15 protein-coding genes and 6 pseudogenes are annotated in these 17338 nt (G+C 68.1%); 11 read left to right on the forward strand and 10 right to left on the reverse strand.

What is annotated here, in order from left to right; translation table 11 throughout:
* Positions 1–10: 10 nt before the first annotated feature.
* Positions 11–796, reverse strand: a complete 786-nt coding sequence (locus OG302_RS42620) for a hypothetical protein (RefSeq protein ID WP_371750427.1) — start codon at positions 794–796, stop codon at positions 11–13.
* 439 nt (positions 797–1235) lie between these two features.
* Here OG302_RS42620 and OG302_RS42625 point away from each other — a divergent pair.
* From OG302_RS42625 to OG302_RS42640, 4 genes and pseudogenes are all read left to right on the forward strand, one after another.
* Positions 1236–1609: pseudogene (locus OG302_RS42625) on the forward strand (transposase); the annotation flags it as partial.
* Between the two features lie 67 nt (positions 1610–1676).
* Positions 1677–1934 (forward strand): annotated as a pseudogene (locus OG302_RS42630) (transposase domain-containing protein); the annotation flags it as partial.
* 58 nt (positions 1935–1992) lie between these two features.
* On the forward strand, positions 1993–2994 hold the full coding sequence (locus OG302_RS42635) for an IS4 family transposase (protein ID WP_371750428.1): 1002 nt from the start codon (positions 1993–1995) through the stop codon (positions 2992–2994).
* A 142-nt stretch (positions 2995–3136) separates the two neighbouring features.
* A pseudogene (locus OG302_RS42640) lies at positions 3137–3715 on the forward strand (ISAzo13 family transposase); the annotation flags it as partial.
* Between the two features lie 512 nt (positions 3716–4227).
* Here OG302_RS42640 and OG302_RS42645 read toward each other — a convergent pair.
* Both OG302_RS42645 and OG302_RS42650 read right to left on the reverse strand, forming a co-directional pair.
* A complete protein-coding gene (locus OG302_RS42645; protein WP_371750429.1) occupies positions 4228–4599 on the reverse strand; it encodes a fic family toxin-antitoxin system, toxin component in 372 nt (123 codons plus the stop codon).
* The gene (locus OG302_RS42650; protein WP_371750430.1) at positions 4596–4853 is read right to left on the reverse strand and encodes a hypothetical protein; all 258 of its coding nucleotides are present in this window, start codon (positions 4851–4853) and stop codon (positions 4596–4598) included. Before OG302_RS42650 ends, OG302_RS42645 begins: the two co-directional genes overlap by 4 nt.
* Before the next feature lie 200 nt (positions 4854–5053).
* Between OG302_RS42650 and OG302_RS42655 the strand changes: the two are divergent.
* The 5 genes and pseudogenes from OG302_RS42655 to OG302_RS42675 all read left to right on the forward strand — a co-directional run.
* Positions 5054–5692, forward strand: a pseudogene (locus OG302_RS42655) (helix-turn-helix domain-containing protein); the annotation flags it as partial.
* 75 nt (positions 5693–5767) lie between these two features.
* Positions 5768–6094 (forward strand): transposase, encoded by a 327-nt coding sequence (locus OG302_RS42660; RefSeq protein WP_371750431.1) that lies wholly within the window; start codon positions 5768–5770, stop codon positions 6092–6094.
* A 22-nt stretch (positions 6095–6116) separates the two neighbouring features.
* Positions 6117–6323, forward strand: a pseudogene (locus tag OG302_RS42665) (IS3 family transposase); the annotation flags it as partial.
* Between the two features lie 511 nt (positions 6324–6834).
* A pseudogene (locus OG302_RS42670) lies at positions 6835–6939 on the forward strand (transposase); the annotation flags it as partial.
* A 46-nt stretch (positions 6940–6985) separates the two neighbouring features.
* Positions 6986–7318 carry a hypothetical protein gene (locus tag OG302_RS42675; protein ID WP_371750432.1) on the forward strand — a complete coding sequence of 111 codons (333 nt, stop codon included), beginning with the start codon at positions 6986–6988 and terminating at the stop codon, positions 7316–7318.
* Between the two features lie 69 nt (positions 7319–7387).
* Here the strand turns inward: OG302_RS42675 and OG302_RS42680 are convergent, their stop codons facing one another.
* From OG302_RS42680 to OG302_RS42710, 7 genes are all read right to left on the reverse strand, one after another.
* A complete protein-coding gene (locus OG302_RS42680; protein WP_371750433.1) occupies positions 7388–7933 on the reverse strand; it encodes a hypothetical protein in 546 nt (181 codons plus the stop codon).
* On the reverse strand, positions 7930–9381 hold the full coding sequence (locus tag OG302_RS42685) for a sensor histidine kinase (protein WP_371750434.1): 1452 nt from the start codon (positions 9379–9381) through the stop codon (positions 7930–7932). The genes OG302_RS42680 and OG302_RS42685 overlap by 4 nt, the downstream gene beginning before the upstream one ends.
* A complete protein-coding gene (locus OG302_RS42690; RefSeq protein ID WP_371750435.1) occupies positions 9378–10070 on the reverse strand; it encodes a response regulator transcription factor in 693 nt (230 codons plus the stop codon). The genes OG302_RS42685 and OG302_RS42690 overlap by 4 nt, the downstream gene beginning before the upstream one ends.
* Positions 10071–10181: 111 nt before the next feature.
* Entirely contained in the window at positions 10182–11339 is a 1158-nt protein-coding gene (locus tag OG302_RS42695) for an acyltransferase family protein (RefSeq protein WP_371750466.1), read from the reverse strand.
* A gap of 133 nt (positions 11340–11472) precedes the next feature.
* Positions 11473–12297 (reverse strand): SGNH/GDSL hydrolase family protein, encoded by an 825-nt coding sequence (locus tag OG302_RS42700; protein ID WP_371750436.1) that lies wholly within the window; start codon positions 12295–12297, stop codon positions 11473–11475.
* 389 nt (positions 12298–12686) lie between these two features.
* Positions 12687–13778: an IS110 family transposase gene (locus OG302_RS42705; RefSeq protein WP_371750437.1), complete on the reverse strand. Its 1092-nt coding sequence runs from the start codon at positions 13776–13778 to the stop codon at positions 12687–12689.
* 538 nt (positions 13779–14316) lie between these two features.
* On the reverse strand, positions 14317–16002 hold the full coding sequence (locus OG302_RS42710) for a hypothetical protein (RefSeq protein WP_371750438.1): 1686 nt from the start codon (positions 16000–16002) through the stop codon (positions 14317–14319).
* A gap of 269 nt (positions 16003–16271) precedes the next feature.
* On the opposite strand from OG302_RS42710, the gene OG302_RS42715 reads away from it, so the two are divergent.
* Positions 16272–16463: a hypothetical protein gene (locus tag OG302_RS42715; protein WP_371750439.1), complete on the forward strand. Its 192-nt coding sequence runs from the start codon at positions 16272–16274 to the stop codon at positions 16461–16463.
* Positions 16464–16515: 52 nt separating this feature from the next.
* Entirely contained in the window at positions 16516–16980 is a 465-nt protein-coding gene (locus tag OG302_RS42720) for an IS30 family transposase (protein WP_371750440.1), read from the forward strand.
* Positions 16981–17338: the final 358 nt, after the last annotated feature.

The raw sequence follows: 17338 nt of genomic DNA on the forward strand, positions 1-17338 counted from the left end.
TTGAACACGATTAGCGGGAGCATGCGTTGCTAATGGCCGTGATGCCGATGAACGCCTTCACGGCCTCGCGCTCCCTGGAGCCGACGTGCTTGCCGTGGACAAACCGCCAGATGATGTTCGCGGTCTTCTTCGGGCCGTATCTCTTGAACAGTGCCACCGCACGCGCGACCTTGATGCTGGAGCCGGCAGGAACGAACGAGATGAACACGCCTGCGATGGCGGCGCCGCACGTGACGTAGAACTTCGTCTCGTCCCACCACCCGAAGGCCACCGCCGGGCTCTGCTCTCCCGACCGTCCGGCCAGACCGCGAAGCGCCGTGTAGCGGACCTCGTCATTGGCGAGGAGCGGCAGCATGGCCTTCTGCGCCTGGGTGTTGCCGGGGTAGACGGCCTCTACCGTCTGCGCGGCAGTCGGCGCACTGGGCAGGGCTGCCAGGCGATTGGGCAGGCCATCGGCCTGCGCGGCGCCGTTGACGACGACGTCCAGAATGTCGGCGAACTGTGCCTCGCTCACGCCGAGTTCGTCCATGGCCCCCGCCAAGGCCCTGGCCTGCTCCTGCTCCTGCTCCTGCTCCTGCTCCTGCTCCTGCTCCTGCTCCTGCTGGGTGAAGCCACCCTCGTCGAGCTGTACGGCGACGGTGACGGGGCGGTCCTGTGGTGCCGGGGTCTGGGCTTGTGCCCCAGAGGCGGCCGCGAAGATTACGCCTGCGGTTAGAGCAGAGATGAGCATGGCGCTCCGGGCGGAGCGGGTTCTGTTGATCGTGCCGATAGACATATGTCCCCGTATCTCGAGCATCTGGAAATTCGGGCGCACTGAACTGCCCTGCCCGCTTGGGCGGGGAGGGGGCTTGCGTGCCCATGTGGTCGAGATCAACCCAAACAGGGAGAGATCTTGAAAGCTGTGATGGAGGCCATGATTCCGCCTCAGATCTTGCTCAAATAAAGGTAGTTGCCCATTTCAAGCATGCGATCAAAGGTCTACTGCAGTATCAACCTTTGGGTCAAGGGGTCGGCTCACTCTGCATCCCTGAGTCTTCGGCGGTGGTGTCGTCGTCGAGGTCCACGGCCTGCCAACCGTTCGGCGGGCAACGAGGTCACGCGTGTGACCCGCCCCTGCGTGAGGTGGCGGGCCGGTTACCACAACCGAATGGAGAAGACCGTGACCACAGCTCTGGAACGTGAGGCGTTCCCCCTCACCCCGGCCGGAGCCCGCACCACGTACAGCACAGAAGCACGTGCTCGCGAAGGTGAGAGTCCGCCTGCCCGCTGGCCGCCCCCGCACCAAACCCGGCGCGGTCACCGGCGACAAAGCCTACTCATCCCACGGCAACCGCTCCTACCTGCGCAGACGCAACATCAAAGCGGTCATCCCAGAGAAGAAGGACCAGGCCGCCAACCGGAAGAAGAAGGCATCACGAGGCGGCCGGCCAGTCGGTCACGACGCCGACCTCTACAAGGAACGGAACACCGTCGAACGCCTGATCAACAAGCTGAAGGCCTGGCGAGGCATCGCCACCCGCTACGACAAAACCCAGACAGCTACCTCGCCGGCCTTCACCTCCGCGCCGCCATGATCTGGATCGACGACCTGGTGAAAACCGCCGATTGATCACGACATCACACAGGCCCTAGCCGCCCTGGCCACCGAGACGGGCCTGAACATCACGGTCTGCCACATGCCGCCGGGCACCCAGTGCCGTTGTTTGACCAGTCATCAGTTCACGGTGGGCGGGAGGTATTCGGCTCGCCAGGCGTTGACACGTCATGCATCCGTGGGATGGGGGCGATCCGATGACGTGCGGCTGGGTGCGCTCACCGCGTGGGTGACGCCGGAGTTGGTGGACGGTGTGTTGGCCAAGTGGGGCCGCGGTGGGGTGAGGCCGGGTGCTCTCTCGCCGAGGTTCATGGTCTACTTCACGCTCGCGTTGGCGCTGTTCGCGCAGGACTCCCACGACGATGTCGCGGAGAACCTGGTCCGGGGCGCTGGAGGGAATGGACGAGACGATCCCGAACCGGGCCTCGTTCACCCGCGCCCGGCAGCGCCCGGGGCCAGAGGTGTTGGAGGCGGTGTTCCGTCGGGTGTGCGGACGGGTGGCCCCTGCCCGGGTGGGCACGGCGTTCTGGCGCGGGATGCGGTTGGCCGCCGTCGACGGCTTCGTACTGGACCTGCCGGACAACAAGGACAACCGGGAGTTCTTCGGCGGGCCGAGCGACGCGCGCGGCGCGCCGGCCAGCTTCCCGCAAGTGCGGGTGGTGACGCTGACCGAGACCGGCACGCGCGCCTCGATCGATGCCGGGATCGGCGGTTTCAACGGCGGCGAGCGGGAGTTGGCAGTGCAGCTGGCCTCCTCTGCGGTCGGGATACTGGTCATCATGGACCGCAACTTCCCCGGGGTTGAGCTGTGGAAAGCGTTCACCTGCGGCGGGGCGCACCTGCTACTGCGGGCCCGGGCGACGGTCGCCTCCCGGCCGCTTGAGGTGCTGCCGGACGGGAGCTACCTGGGGCGGGTGAGCCTGGGTGGGCAGCGGGCCCCGCATCCGGGCGGGGTGACGGTCCGGGTCGTCGAGTACCGGGTCGACGGCGGCGAGCTGATCAGACTCTTGAGCGATCTGCTTGATGTCAATGCCTACCCAGCAGCGGAGTTGGCCTCGCTCTACCGTGATCGCTGGGAGGCGGAATCGGCCTACCGGCAGGTCAAGACGTTCCAGCGTGGACCCGCGCAGGTGTTGCGCTCGGCCACTCCGACGCTGGTGCACCAGGAGGTCTGGGCGCATCTGGTGGTGCACCACTGCCTGAGCGGGATCATCATGAGGGTCGCCGACGGCGAGCGGATCGACCCGCACCGGATCTCCTTCGTCAAGGTTCTCAAGCACATACGGCGCAGCGTGATCCGGCAAACCAAGGACGCCGTCTCGGCCGTCGGGGCATTCCTGGCGATGCTGGAGGTCAAGATCCGCCGCAAGCTCGACACCGGGGCCTCGCCGCGGCCGTAGTGCGCCACGGGTCCTCAAACGCCCGGACTCGAAATACTCGCCCTCGGTCAAGAAGCAGCAGCACGGCCCCACCCGGCGGGTCCCCGCCAAGGTGATCACCCTCAGCCCGGCAATGCTTCAGTAGCTCAAACAACGGCATTGGCCGGGCACCTCGAAGTGGAACAAAATCAGGCACCGGCTGTTCTCCCACATCTCTATGAACTGGCGCGGCCGTCCTCTGACCAGCCATGACGTCATCGTGAAGAGCATCGCGGCGACCACTACCCACACCGGGCTCACTGTCCACGCCGAACTCGACCCGGACACCTACGACACCGGCATCAAGGTCACCGAAAGCGACATCGGTGCCCTGTCCATGCACCGGCACCGCTTCCACGGCGACTGGAACTACATCCTTCACCCCTCACGTCGAGACACCGCCACAGCCAAGACCCCGCAATCAGTCGGCGGCCTGTCCCCGCAGTCCTGCTCCGGGTTCCTGCGCAACCCGGAGCTGACCGGGGAGCCCGAATCGGAGCTGGCCGAACTCGTCAACCAACTCGACCGGGAACTGGACGAGCTACGTGAGCAAGGGCGGCGACAGCAGCGAGGAGGCGAGCGCGTCCGGGCTCGCGGCGCAGGTGCCAAGGACAAGCTGACCACGGCCGATAGAGTCCTGGCCACCGTGCTCTACCTGCGCAAACTCGGCACCCGAAGATGTCGGTGCAGCCAACCGCCTTGAGGCGCTGCTGCTCGTCCTGCGCGCTCGCCTCGTCGTAGCCGACGGCTGACCCGTGCCGCTTGCCCTCTGGGTCGGTCCACGTCAGTGCGAATTCGTCATCGTGATCGCCATACGGGCCATCATGATCGTCGCGACTGACAATCCCCCGGCCGCACAACCGTTGCGCGCGCCCGGCCAAGAACACGCTGCGCACGAGAATGACCCCGAGCGAGCAGCAGAACTCCGGCCGCTGCCACCGGGCATTGGTCTGGTGGCGTGGCCTTCACCGACACGACACCACAGCACTGATCGCCGCGAAGGAGGCCGCCGCGCACGCCCTGCCCGCCGCAGCCCGTCCCGGAACGCCGTGACACGCAAGCGATGAAAGATGAGCGCCGGCGCATCTTCGATTGCCTGTCCGAGGGGAACATCCTGATGGGAGCGGATCTGCTGCCAGGCCAGACCCTTTGCCGGATCGCCCACGCGACATCAAGTTCAGCCCCGGTCTGTCCGCAGATTGAGAGACGGGCGGATCAGGGCTTCCAGGTGCGTAGGAAGGCGGCGATCCGCGCGGTGGTGCAGCGTGAGTTGCTCAGTTCGTGGGCGAGCGCGGTGAGCTGTTCGCGCGTGGGGTTGACGGGGATGTTGCTGGCTCCCAGGTACATGACGGCGGTCGCGCAGGCGACGGTCAGGTTGGAGCGTTCCAGCCACCGGCAGCGGCCCAGGGTGTGGACCAGGGCAGCTGCTCGGGCGTACGGGCCGTCGTAGACGGGGTGGTCCAGGAGCTCGCCGCGGTGCCGGGCGACGGCGGCGACGGGCACCCCGTAGTCGTCCACACCCGGGTCGCGGCTGCCGGCTCGCTCGGCGACTTCGAGGATCCAGGACTCGTCGATGTGCAGGATCACGCCGCGGCGCCCGGCTGCAGCCGTTCATCTGGTGCGTCGAGTTGTTGCTCGAGGTCGTCGAGGTAGGCGCCGTGGTGGTCGATGAAGGACTGTGCGGCGGCCATGCCGGCGGCGCGGGCGCCGGTGGTGTCCTCGATGATGAGGCGCTCGACGTACCTGTTGAAGTCCAGGCCGCGGGCGGCCGCGGCGTCCTTGCCGGCGGCGAGCACGTCGGGCTCCAGCCGCACCTGCGTCTGCCTCTTCGCGGAAGTCATACTCAAAAGGTAGCAGGGTGGTAGCACCCGTGGGTTGGTTCGGGTGCGCAGCAGTCGGCTACCGACCGGCAGGCGCAGCGCGCGGCGCACCCCCCGAGCAGTCCGCCGCGCGCACCCTCGCGAGCGGCCGGAGGCTTGTGCCGTGGAGTATCCCGTCGACGTCGCCCTCGCCGCGCCCGTGGCCAAGCTGCCCAGAGGAGCTGGCTGGTGGTACGAGCCCAAGTTCGACGGCCACAAAATGGTCACGTGGCGGACCGAGGGTCGCGCACGTCGCAGCCGAGATGGGAATCTCGCGCGTCACAGCCCACAAGTGGGTTCGCCGCTGGAGGGCCGAAGGCGAGCCAGGGCTGTACGACCGCTCCAGCCGTCCCCGCACCACGCCGCACCGCAGCCCGGCAGCGACCGAGGCCCGGGTGTGCCGCCTGCGCCAGGACCGCAAGCTCGGGCCCGCACGTCTCGGCCCGATCCTGGGCCTGCCCGCCTCGACCACCCACCGGATCCTGACCCGGCACGGCCTCAACCGCCTGGCCTTCCTGGACCGGCCCACCGGGCAGGTCATCCGCCGCTACGAACGCGAGAGGCCCGGCGAACTCATCCACGTTGACGTCAAGAAACTCGGCCGCATCCCCAACGGCGCCGACCACAAGGTCCTGGGCCGACAAGCCGGCCGAGCCACCCGCAGTGGCATGGGATTCGACTACATCCACTCCGCCGTCGACGACCACACCCGCCTCGCCTACAGCGAGATCCACGGCGATGAGAAGGCCGCCACCTGCGCCGGATTCCTCCGCCGGGCCAACGCCTTCTTCACCGCGCACGGCATCGACCGCGTCGAACGGGGGGCCTGATCCTAGAGTTTGGACGCCGGAGAGACTTGGATCTTGATGGTCCAAGAGAACGGAGTCCCTGTGGGGATGAAGCACTACCCCGCCGAGTTCAAGGCGGATGCGGTCGCGTTGTACCGGTCGCGTCCGGGAGCGACGATCAAGTCGGTTGCCGCCGACCTCGGAGTGAATACCGAGACGCTGCGGAACTGGATCAGGGCCGCCGACGGGCGGCGTCCGGGCGCCCACTCGGCGACCCCGGCGGCCGCGCCCCAGCCTGGCGGTGACGCGGTTCAGGCGGAGCTGGCCGCCGCACGCAAAAGGATCCGCGAGCTGGAGGAGAACGCGACATCCTCCACAAGGCGGCCCGGTATTTCGCGACGGAGACGCGCTGGTGAACCGCTGCCAGTTCGTTGAGGATCACCAGCGCCCATACGGCGTGAAGCGGCTCTGCGACATCCTGGGCATCGCCCGCTCAAGCTTCTACTACTGGCGCCGCACCGCCCCCGCCCGCCTGGCCCGCCAGGCCGCTGACGACCGGCTCGCGGCCCGGATACGCAAGGCACACAAGGAGTCTGACGGCACCTACGGCGTCCCGAGGATCACCGCCGAGCTCCGTGACGAGGACGGCCAGGCGGTCAACCACAAGCGCATCGCGAGGATCATGCGGACCATCGGCCTCGAAGGAGTCCGCCTGCGGCGCCGGCACCGCACCACCATCGCCGACCCGGCCGCCACGAAAGCCCCGGACCTGATCGGCCGCGACTTCACCGCGACCGAGCAGGGCCGTGCGCCCGTCCACTCCGGCCGTGCGGGCTCCCTTGTTGTCCCGCACCCGGTCCCACGCGACCAGAAGGAACGCGGGATCGGCGACGAGGTTGAACAGATCACCGAACCTGCGAGGGTCATCACGGGCCCAACAGTGCAGCTTGGTCTGGATCTTCAGTACCCTGCGCTCCGCTCCGAACGGAACGGAGTCAAGTTCGTCGGTGTTCACCGGCGACAGCCTCCTGACCTTCCAGTACGTCCCCTACTGACTTGCTGGTCTCCTTCGCCATGCACGCGCCTCTCGCGCGCTCGACCACCTCACCACCGCGGTCGGCCAGTTGGATGCGCGGATCACCACGCTGCTGGCCCGCCTGGAACGGAACACGGATGTGGAGAACCTCGACTCCATCCCGGGCATCGGCCCCGCAGCCGCTCAGATCATCATCGCCGAGACCGGCGGGAACATGGCCCAGTTCGCCACCGCCTGGCACCTTGCCTCCTGGATCGGGGTCTGCCCCGGCCACCACGAATCCGCCGGCCGTGACCAAGTCCGGCCACACCCGCCCCGGCAACAGCAACCTCAAACCGCTGCTGGGCATCGCCGCGGTGTCGGTGAGCCGCAGCAAGGACGGCTACCTCAGCGCCTACTACCGGCGGATCGCTGCCCGCCGCGGCAGGCAGCGGGCCCTGGTCGCGGTGATGCACAACCTCGCCGTCGCCATCTGGCACATCCTGCGCAACAAGACCCGCTACCAAGACCTCAGCACCGCCTACTTCACCCGCCGCGACCCCGAACGCGCCATGCGCCGGATGACCAAAAAAGCCAACCGACTCGGCCTCACCGTCCGCTTCGAACCCATCGCGGCCGCATGAAACCCCACCGCCAGCCACTCGCTGACCTGAGCTCATCCTTCATTTTCGAGTTAGAGTCCGGAACTCGGGTCAGAGCCGGTTCAGGTCAGGTTCGGGCACGGGAACGACGTTTCCCGCCGCGTTGCAGCGAACGGTCCACGGCGTCCCGTAGCCCTGCTCGTAGACCCGTACGTCTACGTCGGGGAGTTGTGTGCCGTGAGTTGCCTGGGCGGAGGCTGCGGTGCAGATGATCTGGCTGAGCCCGAGGCTGCCGTCGGTCATGTGTGCCACCCCCGTCGGAAGGTGCAGATCCACGGCATCGTCGGTGGTCTGCGCGACCAGCCGCCCGTGTATCGGGGGCACCTCGGTGATCAGGCCACGGGCGCGTTCGGCGGCGTCGGGGCCTTCGAGGAGCAGGTCGAGTGCCTGTTGGGGGGTTGCGGATGTATCGACCTCGCGGGTGACGGCTTGGATGCCGTGCGGGCTGACGAAGTAAAGCTGGGCATGGTGGGTCGCGGATCCCGGCTCGCGAAGGCCGGACGCCGGGACACCGGCTCGGACTGGGCCAGTGGAACCAATGCTGCAGCCTGCCGAAAGTACACCCAGCACGGCTACGAGGGTGATCTGGCGCTTCATGACTGGTCCTCCAGCCGGAGTGTGCGCGGGAGCGTGATGGTGAACACCGCGCCGCCATCGGGGGCGTTGGCAGCGGTGAGGGTGCCGTGGTGCAGTCGTACGTTCGCCATCGCGATGGCAAGTCCGAGGCCGCTGCCTGCGGAGCGGGCCCGCGCGGCGTCCGCCTTGTAGAAGCGGTCGAAGATATGCGGCAGGGCCTCGTCGGGGATGCCGGGGCCGTCGTCGGCGACATCGATCACCAGGGACTCCTGCGTGGCCCTCGCCCGGACCGTGACGGGGGCGGCGCCATGGCGCAGGGCGTTGCCGATCAGGTTGGCGAGGACGACGTCGACGCGCCGCGCGTCGACCCGGATGCGCAGGTCGTCCTCGGCAAGCTCGGTGATCACCTCGTCCGGCTCGCGCCAGCCGCGCAGGTGAAGCGTTTTGTGGATGATGGTGCGCAGACTCACGTCGTCCAGGTGCAACACCGCCGCTCCCGCGTCGAAGCGGGAGATCTCTATCAACTCCTCGACCATGCCGGTCAGCTTGCGGGTCTCGTCGCTGATGAGGAGGACCGCGTCGGCTGTGTCCGGAGGCAGCGTGCCGGAGCGGGCGTCCTCGTCGAGGGCGTCGGTGACGGCGGCCATCGCGGCGAGAGGGGTCCGCAGTTCGTGCGAGACGTCTGCGGCGAACCGGCGGGCGTTGGCCTCCATGTGCCGCAGCTCGGCGTCGTTGCGCTCCAGGGCGGCCACCATGGTGTTGAACGTGCCGGTCAGCGCGGCGAGTTCGTCCTTGCCGACGACGTCCAGGCGGGTGTCCAGGGCGCCTGAGGTGATCTTCTCGGCGGCCGTACGCAGCTGCCGTACGGGCCGCAGCACCCGGCGGGCCGCGAACAAGGCGGGCACGACGGCGAAGGCGAGCACGGGGACGGCGCCTGCCCAGGCCGCGGTGATCAGGGCGGAGATGTCGGCCCGTTCGCCGTCCAGCGACAGAACGGCGAAGGCGGCAAGACCCGACGGTTCTTCCGCTTCTTTGCGCCGGTCGGTGTAGCTGATCGGCATGCCGATCAGCAGTCGGGGGCCGGCGGTGTGCTCCGCACGCTCGTAGAAGGTGGTGTCGCCGCTCTTTGTCGCGTCGCGCAGGGACCTGCTGACGTGACGCGCGGTGCCGATGAGCGGGCCGCCATCGCGGGAGACGGCCGTGTGCCAGCCGTGCGAGCCCGAGGCACGGTCCAGCTGGCGCGCGAAGGCGCGCAGGTCCGTTTCGGTGGGGTCGGCAGGAAGGTTGGGAGCGAGCGAGTCGATCTGGAGGCGCAGATCGTGGACGGCGCCGTTCTGGGTGCGGTCCAAGATCGCGCTGCGGGCCTGCCGGAAGGTCAGCGCGGCGGTGATCAGCGCGCTGAGCGCGGCGACCAGGACGAAGGCGAAGACCAGGCGCGGGCTCAGGCCGCGGCGCGGTGCGAGCTTCATGCGGGCAGTGGGCCGAAGCGGTAGCCGAAGCCGCGTACGGTCTGGACGTACACCGGGCGGCGCGGGTCCTCTTCGATCCTGGCGCGCAGCCTCATCACGCAGGCGTCGACCAGGCGGGCGTCCCCGTAGTAGCTGTGTTCCCAGACGTCCTCGAGTAACTGCTGGCGGCTGAAGGTCCGCCCCGGTGCGGCGCTGAGAAAGAGCAGCAGCTTCAACTCGGAAGGGGCGAGAGGGAGTTCCTGGCCGCGCTTGCGGACGATGAGTGCTCCGCGGTCGATCTCCAGATCGCCCACCTGGGTCTGCCCGGCGCCTGTGGCAGCCTGGGCGGGGGCCACGCGGCGCAGCACCGCCCGCAGCCGGGCCTCGATGACCGCGGCGCCTGCGGGTTTGACGACGTAGTCGTCGGCGCCCGCCTCAAGGCCGATCACGACGTCGAGGTCGTCGCCGCGCGCGGACAGGATCACGATGGGAACCCGGCTGGTCTCGCGGATGCGGCCGCATACTTCCAGGCCGCTCATGCCGGGGAGCATCAGATCGAGGAGTACGAGGTCGGGCTTGATGGCGACCAGGGCCTCAAGACCGTCCTCGCCGGTGCCGACCGCCTCGGCCTCGTGCCCGTTGCGGGATAAGCCCAAGACGACACCGCGGCGCACGGCCGGATCGTCCTCGATCAGCAAGACACGGGGCATGTAAGGGCCCTTTCCACGGTGCGCATGTTATTCCTGCATTATGTGAGCTATGAGATGGATTGCCCACTTTACGGGCGCGCGGGGGTGTGGCGTGCACGGCGTGTTCTGGGGTCACCTCAACTGGTTGACATCGACCGTGCCTGCCCCCGGCACCGGCTCGGGCACCGCCGCCCACAGGACGGCTCCCGCCAGGGCTACCGCGATTACCGCGATCACACCGCGCCTGCCACGCGCCCACCCCGCCCGGCACCGCACCGGATCCTCGACGAACCGCTTCGTCATCGCGGCGGCGGCCAGTGAAACCCCGATCGCGAGGACGGTCCCGCCCCAGTCCCCGAGCACCGACAGTCGCGGCAACAACAGCAGGTACACCGGCCAGTGCCACAGATACAGGCTGTATGACAGTATCCCCAGGCCACGCGGCAGGCGGCTGCCCGCAACCCGTGCCGCCCAGGTGTCCGGCACCTGGGCCATCAGGACGATCAACGCGGCCGCGGTCGCAGAGTGCAGGAAGAGCCCGCCCTGGAAGAGCAGCGGCGCCTTCTCACCCTCAGTCACCGCCCACGCCACCGCCAGCCCACAGCCCAGGGCAAGGCACACCAGGTCGGCGGCGCGGCGCGGCACCCGGCGTACGAGGTTGCGCACCGGCGCGGTGGCCACGAGCGCCCCGAGCAGCAGGGCGGCACACCGGGTATCAGTGCCCTCGTAGGCGCGAGTGGTGTCCACCGCGGCACCGAGCGAGACGGTCAGGGCGAGGGAAATGAGGGCACCCACCCCGGCCAGTGAGGCCACGATCCGCTCACCGCACCGCCACCGGGCGGCCACCGCCACCACCAGTGGCCAGGCCAGGTAGAACTGCCACTCCACGCCGATGCTCCACAGGTGGGCGAAGACGCGGGTATCGGAGGCGTTCCAGTAGCCGATCTGCTCGGTGATGTAATGCCAGTTGACCGTCTGCGTCCCGACCCAGGGCATGTCGTCGAGCGCGAAACGCAGTTGCTCCGTGCTCCCCCACGCCCACGTGGCCACCACGGTCACGACCACCACACAGCTGAGAGCGGGCAGCAGGCGGCGGGCACGGCGGCTCCAGAACGCGGCCAGGGCGATCTGGCCGCGCGCAGTCGCCTCGCCGAGCAGCAGCCCGGTGATCAGGAACCCGGAGAGCGCGAAGAACAGGTCGACCCCGAGAAACCCGCCGGGCAGATGCCCGGCGTGGAAGAGCAGCACGGCCGCGACCGCGAACCCGCGCAGCCCGTCGAGGGCGGCTATATGCGCACGGCTCACGCCGCCGGGGCGCGCCTCGCGGTGCCGGGCCGGCGTCGGGCCGCGCGCAGGCGCAGCCACAGGCACAGGCACAGGCACAGGTGACGGGAGATGCGGAGGCATCAAGTCGGCCGCTTCGTCACGCGGCACAGCGGAGCTTGCTGTAGCGCTCGTTGCCGGTCCAGGACTTCTGGGCCCAGGTGTCCACCGACGCTGGTTTGAAGCGCTCCTGCGCGCCGAGTTTCCCGGCGAACCACTTGGCGAAGGCGGCGGCCCCCTGCTGGCAGTTGTGTACCCCGTCCGCGGCGCGCTGCGCCTTCCCCGCCGAGGCATCAGTGCCCCACACCTGGGAGGCATCGAAGAACGCCGCCGTGCCACCGCTCCTCCCGGCGACTTCCGAGGCCACCTTGGAAGCGGTACGCAACTGCGCCTCGTGCTGCTTGTAGAACCCGTCGATCTTGATGGGCGGGGACGAAACGAACACCACCTTGGCTCCGGCGCCCTTGGCCGTGTCGACGACCTTCCTGTAGGCAGCCCGCTGCTGGTCCTGGCTTCCCCAGTCGTATGTCGTGACTTGGTAGGCGACCACGGTGGGACGGAACGCCTCGATGTCCTTGGTCAGTTGCTTCCAGGTGTCGCCGGAGATCATCCGCGTGATCTCCTCACCGCCGTCGACGATCGTGCCCCCACCGTCCGAAGAGGAATCCTTGAACTCCACACCACTGGCCTTCAGGGCCGCGCCCAGGGCGGGAGCCTCGGCACCCGCGATGGAATCGCCCAGCCAGAGGACCTTCGTGCCGATGCTCTTCGGCGTCTGGTTCTTCCCCTCGTCCGTGGCGCCGGAGCCCTTCCCGCCGCAGCCGACCAGGGTGAGGCCGAGCGCGGCGACTGCGGCAACCGCGCTCAGGGCATAGCGGGCCGGGCGGTGAGGAGAACGGGAACGGGACTTGTGCGTGCTGTTCATGCCTCCAGCACAACAGCCCCCAAGCACCCAGCCGCCCGCCGCCATCGTTTGCGCACAATCTGGGCAAGAAGCGCTCATGAAGACCGCCGCCCCGACTTCGGATACCGGAGCGGCCCCTCAAGTGCCGAGCGGTCCAACACCGACAGCAGGAAATAGCCATGGGTCCGATCCCTCGCCGGTCGCGGACCAGGCGGCTCTTGCCCGGACAAAGACACCCACAGCACCGCCCCTGCCGGTAGCCACAGGAAACGTCTCACCGCAAGAGCCCGTGGCGGGGTGGAGCCACTGCGCCGGTCACCCCACCACCCCTCAATGCACCCGAGCGACCCACCAAATGGGGTCGCTCAGAACCGTCCCGCCGGGGCCGCTGAACAACGTCACAGAGGCTGCTATATCGCGTCAAGCTGTTGAGGGGAGATCTCTAAGCCTGTGGAGGTCTTCCGGTGCGAGTGTTCGAGGAGCTTGAAGATCTGACGGCAGATGGTCCGCTTGAGGCACCGCTGTGCGTCTCGGGAGGTCTTGCCCTCGGCCGAGCGGCGGGTGACGTAGGTCTTGGTCGCAGGGTCCAGTCGCATCCTGATCAGCGTGATGGTGTGTAGTGCGCGATTCAGCTGCCGGTCGCCGCTGCGGTTGATCCGGTGCCGGTTGGTCAGTCCGGACGACGCAGGGATCGGTGCGACACCGGCGAAGGCAGCGAATGCGGCTTCGGAGCGGAAACGTCCGGAGTGCGACCAGCTGACCAGGATCTGAGCAGCTGTGATGGGCCCGACTCCCAGCAGAGCAAGCAGTTCGGGGGCCAACTGCTGCACGATGCCGAGGATCTCGCCTTCAAGCTCTTTGGCCTCGGCCTGGAGAGCCTTGATCCGCTGGGCGGTAGAGCGCAGGGCCCGGACCGTCATGCGCCGCTCGATGCACTGCGCCGGGCGATCCCGGAGTTGAGCACAACGGCTGATCTGGGCCGGACGCTTGAGTTTGCGCAGTTCAGCACGGAGGTCATCGGGCGCGGACACGATGAGGTTCTTCAGCTGGTTGATCGCGGCGGTGGAAGCCAGGACTGCCCCCTGGCGGGTCACCAACAGCACGCGCAGGGCCTCGCGTTCGCCTCGCACTCGAGGCTGGATGAGGTGTTCGGCGGCGAGCGCGTCCTTCGCCGCGCGAATGGCGTCGATCATGTCGGTCTTGCGTCCGCCCCGGTCAGGGGCCCGTTTCGGGCGCAGGACTTCGACGACCTGTTCCCCGGCCTGGTCCAGAAATGTGGCCAGGCCGGCGCCGAAGCTGCCGACGCCTTCCAGCGCCCAGCACCGGCGGCCGGGGATGTGCTGGCGTGCAAAGTCCAGCAAGCGGCGGTAGCCGCGGGCGTTGGCAGGCGAATCCGTGGTGGCCAGGACAGCGCCGATGGGGCTGACGACCGCAGCGGCCAGGGTGTCTCGGTGAGTGTCGACGCCGATGACGCCGTCGACTCGTTCTGCAAGCATGGTCATGCGGTTGTTCTCCTTGCGGCTGGACGATCGTGGTCGGCGCCGGCCTGGGTGGAGTCACCGCGCGGCATAACTGTGATGAGTCACGTCGAAATGGCGGACAAGCTGCTGATCAAGCCAACGAGGTGGGCCAGGCCGACGCCGACGTCCGGCAGACATCTCGGGGGAACGGCAGGCTCTGACGAGCCGCCAATTACCATGCGGGTCATGCCGGAACGCCAACGCCGAGCCTGGCAGCAGCCCAACCCGGGCCGCAGTTGAACTATCACAATTACCGTTTTCGTAGTCCCGCAACGGGGCTCCCGGATTGCCGACACGGAGGAGAGTGAACTGACATACGGACGCCTGGAAACGGGGCCGCCCCGACCGTCCGCAAGGACCCGTCCAAGGATGTCTCCGTGAAGATCGACGGGGTCGTGCGGCGGTGCCGCTGGCCGTGGGCCCGCAAACGCCACCGGAGGAACAGTGCCCCTGGCCGTCCGGGGAGGAGACCTTCCGGCCTGTAGGCTTGCAGTCTGGGCGACCCTCGGCCCTGCAAGGGTTACCAGGTGATGCGAGCGGCGCCGTTGCCCCCAGGGCCTCCGCTCTGTCCACCGACAGATGTCCCTTCGCCGGGAGGGTTTCCAGCAGGTTTGGTGCCATTACCTCCGTCGTAGTGGGTGTTGTCGGGGTCTCGTAGGTAGCTCCAGCCTTGACTGCCACCACCACCACCGGCACCACCACCACCGCCGCCACCGGCGCCGTTTCCACCCCAGCCGTTGCCTCCGGCTCCACCACCTCCGCCGGTGTCGTTGGTGCTGCCTCCTGTACTACCTCCGCCGTTGCCTCCCCCTCCCCTGCCGTCGCCGTGACCGATTCCACCTCGCGCCCCGCCTCCGCCACCGGCGAACTGGCCGTCGGCGCCGCTTCCGGCTCCGGGGCCGCTGCCGCCGCCACCACCGGAGCTGGGGCTAGTGCCACTGCTCCCCCAGCCGTTGCCGCCCGGTGCGGCAGTGCTTTGGTACGCCATGCCTCCAGCCCCACCGGTGATGCCGTCGCCGCCGCCTCCGCCTGAGCCCCCAGCCCCCTGACCCGCATCGCCGGGGGCGCCACCGCGCAGGTGTGGGTCGTCAGCGTACCCAGCGCCGGCGTACCCAGCGCCGGCGCCTCCACGGCCGCCGTCAATGCTGCGGCCGCCGCCACCTCCGTGGCCGCCTCCGGCGGCGATGAGGTTGGCGGCGCTGACCGTAGCGGCGTTGCGGGTATGGTCATTTGGGGCACCAATGTGGAAGGTGAGTTGGCTTGGAATGTTCCCCGTCATGACATCCTTGAGGTAGGCGCCAGCACCCCCCTGGCCGCCCTTGCCGCCGTAGTCCCCATTCCCACCGCCGCTGCCGCCGGGCCCCCAGAGTTCGACAGTGACCTGTGTGACGCCGGAGGGGACGGTGAAGGTGGGGTCGCCGGGTTGGCTGCACTGGCTGCCGCCGGATACAGGGGCGCTGGTGAATTTGCTGGGAATGACGTTGCACCAGTTGGTGACGCTGTCGTTGTTGTTGACGAGCCATGCGCTGTCTTGGACGACACCGTCGCTGTTGAGGGTGGGTGCGGCCCAGTTGAGGCCGTTTTTGAGGTCGTCGGGGAGGTTTTGCCATTGTTGGCGGATGGGGAGGGTGATGGGGGCTCCACCGCTGCTGAAGTGGTCTTCGGGGGTGTGGGTGAGGGCGTCGATGCAGTAGCACTGGTCGCCGCCGAAGAACCAGATGTTGGTGCCGCCTGCGGTGAGGAAGGCTGCATCGACTTTGGTGAGGGGGAAGGTTGCCGTGTCCTGTGTTCCCGTGTATCCGAACTGTGTGGCGATGGGGACGGGGTCGGTGACGGCGGTGTGTGTTTCAGGCGTGGGGTCGGTGTCTTTGTAGTTGCCTGCTTGGTTGAGGGGCAGGATGATGCATTCGTTTCCTTTGAACAGGAAGACGTTGTTCACGTCCACGCAGAGGGCGGCGTCGACGGAGGTCCAGGGGTTCCAGTGGCCCAACAGGCCGTTCGTGGTCTGGTTACCGGTTACATTCCCCAGGAGCATTCCTCTGGGACTGTCGGGCGCGTCGCCGAACCAGGGACGGTTGGTGCCGGTCCAGGAGTAGCGGTCGTAGGAGTTACCGGAGATGCAGTACAGGCTGGCCGGGTAAGGGCCTCCGCTGTCCCAAGGGGACTGGACTGCCGGCGCGGAGAATGCCGCATCGTAGGTGGTCATGGCGCTGTTCCTTCCGGTCAGAAATGGTGCAAGGCATCATCGGGCCGCTCCCGCCCGGTGCATGGGCCGGCACAGACCGCCGTGAAGCCCTCACCCGGTGAGGAAGGGGGAAGAATGGTGGCTCAGCAGCGCTCTCCTTCACCGATTGGTCCCTCCAACCTCCCGTCGTGTCCTGGTATAGGTGTGGCCCCCGCCGGATGCCCTCGCCCTGCACGACAGCCACTCCGCCGTCCGCATGTGAATCGGGGCCTGGCCATAGGGCCCGCAGGATGCAGCGGGTGCGGACCGGTGTGGTGGTCGCCGGCGCGGTGGTGAGCGCGGGTATCGGTTTCGCGGGGCCGTATGTGGCCGTGCGCGAACTCGGCCTCCTGGGCCGCCGCGACGCCAAACTCCGCACCGGACGCACCCGCCGCAAGAAGCAGCGCCGCGCTGCCCCACCCTCAACAAGATCAAGAACATGACGCTCATCCACGACCGTCCGGGCGATGTCAACACCCGCACAATTGACGGGCATTGGGGGGCGAACTCATCATCGGCCGTGGACAGGGCTCGGCGATCGGCACTCTCATCGAGCGCACCACCCGCTACGTTCACCTGATCCACCTGCCCCATGGCTGGAAGGCCCCGCAGGTCCGCAACGCGCTCATCACGCAGACCGCGCACATTCCGCCCCAGCTGAAGAAGACCCTCACCTGGGGCCAAGGCCGCGAACTGATCCTGCACGAGGACATCGAGGCGCTGACAGGCTTCCGGATCTACTTCTGCGAGTCCCACCCGCCCTGGCAGCGCGGCACCAACGAGCACATGAACGGCCTGCTGCGGCAGTACCTTCCCAAGGGCACCGACCTGTCTGCCCACTCCGCACACGACCTTCGCGAAATCGCCCGTCAGCTCAACCAGCGCCCTCGCCTCGTCCTTGGCGACAGGACCCCATCCGAGGCCAAGCGAAAATGCCTCACAAGCCCATTGACCAGGTGACTCGCAATCACCGATGGAATCCGCCGGTTCAGTTATCGGACGATGAAGGTGATCGCGGTCGGGGCGGTGACGCCGATGTCGTTGATGGCCACGAACTGGAGGGTGTGCGCGCCCGGATCCCAGGGCAGGCCCCGGCGGGAGACCGGTCCGACCTGCCTCCGGCCAGATCGACGTTCAGGAGGTTCTCGCCCAGGGCCCAGGCCCAGTAGCCGGTGTCTGCGCGCACGGTCTGGGAACCCACGGGAGTGCCGTGGAGGTCCTGCACGAGGATCCCGGTGGCTCCCGGGGCATAACCGCTGAACTTCACGGTCTGCCCCGTATGCGCACCCGGCGCCGGTGTCGACAACGATGGTACCGG

Origin of the sequence: Streptomyces sp. NBC_01283 (assembly GCF_041435335.1) — a bacterium.
Classification (GTDB): Bacteria; Actinomycetota; Actinomycetes; order Streptomycetales; family Streptomycetaceae; genus Streptomyces.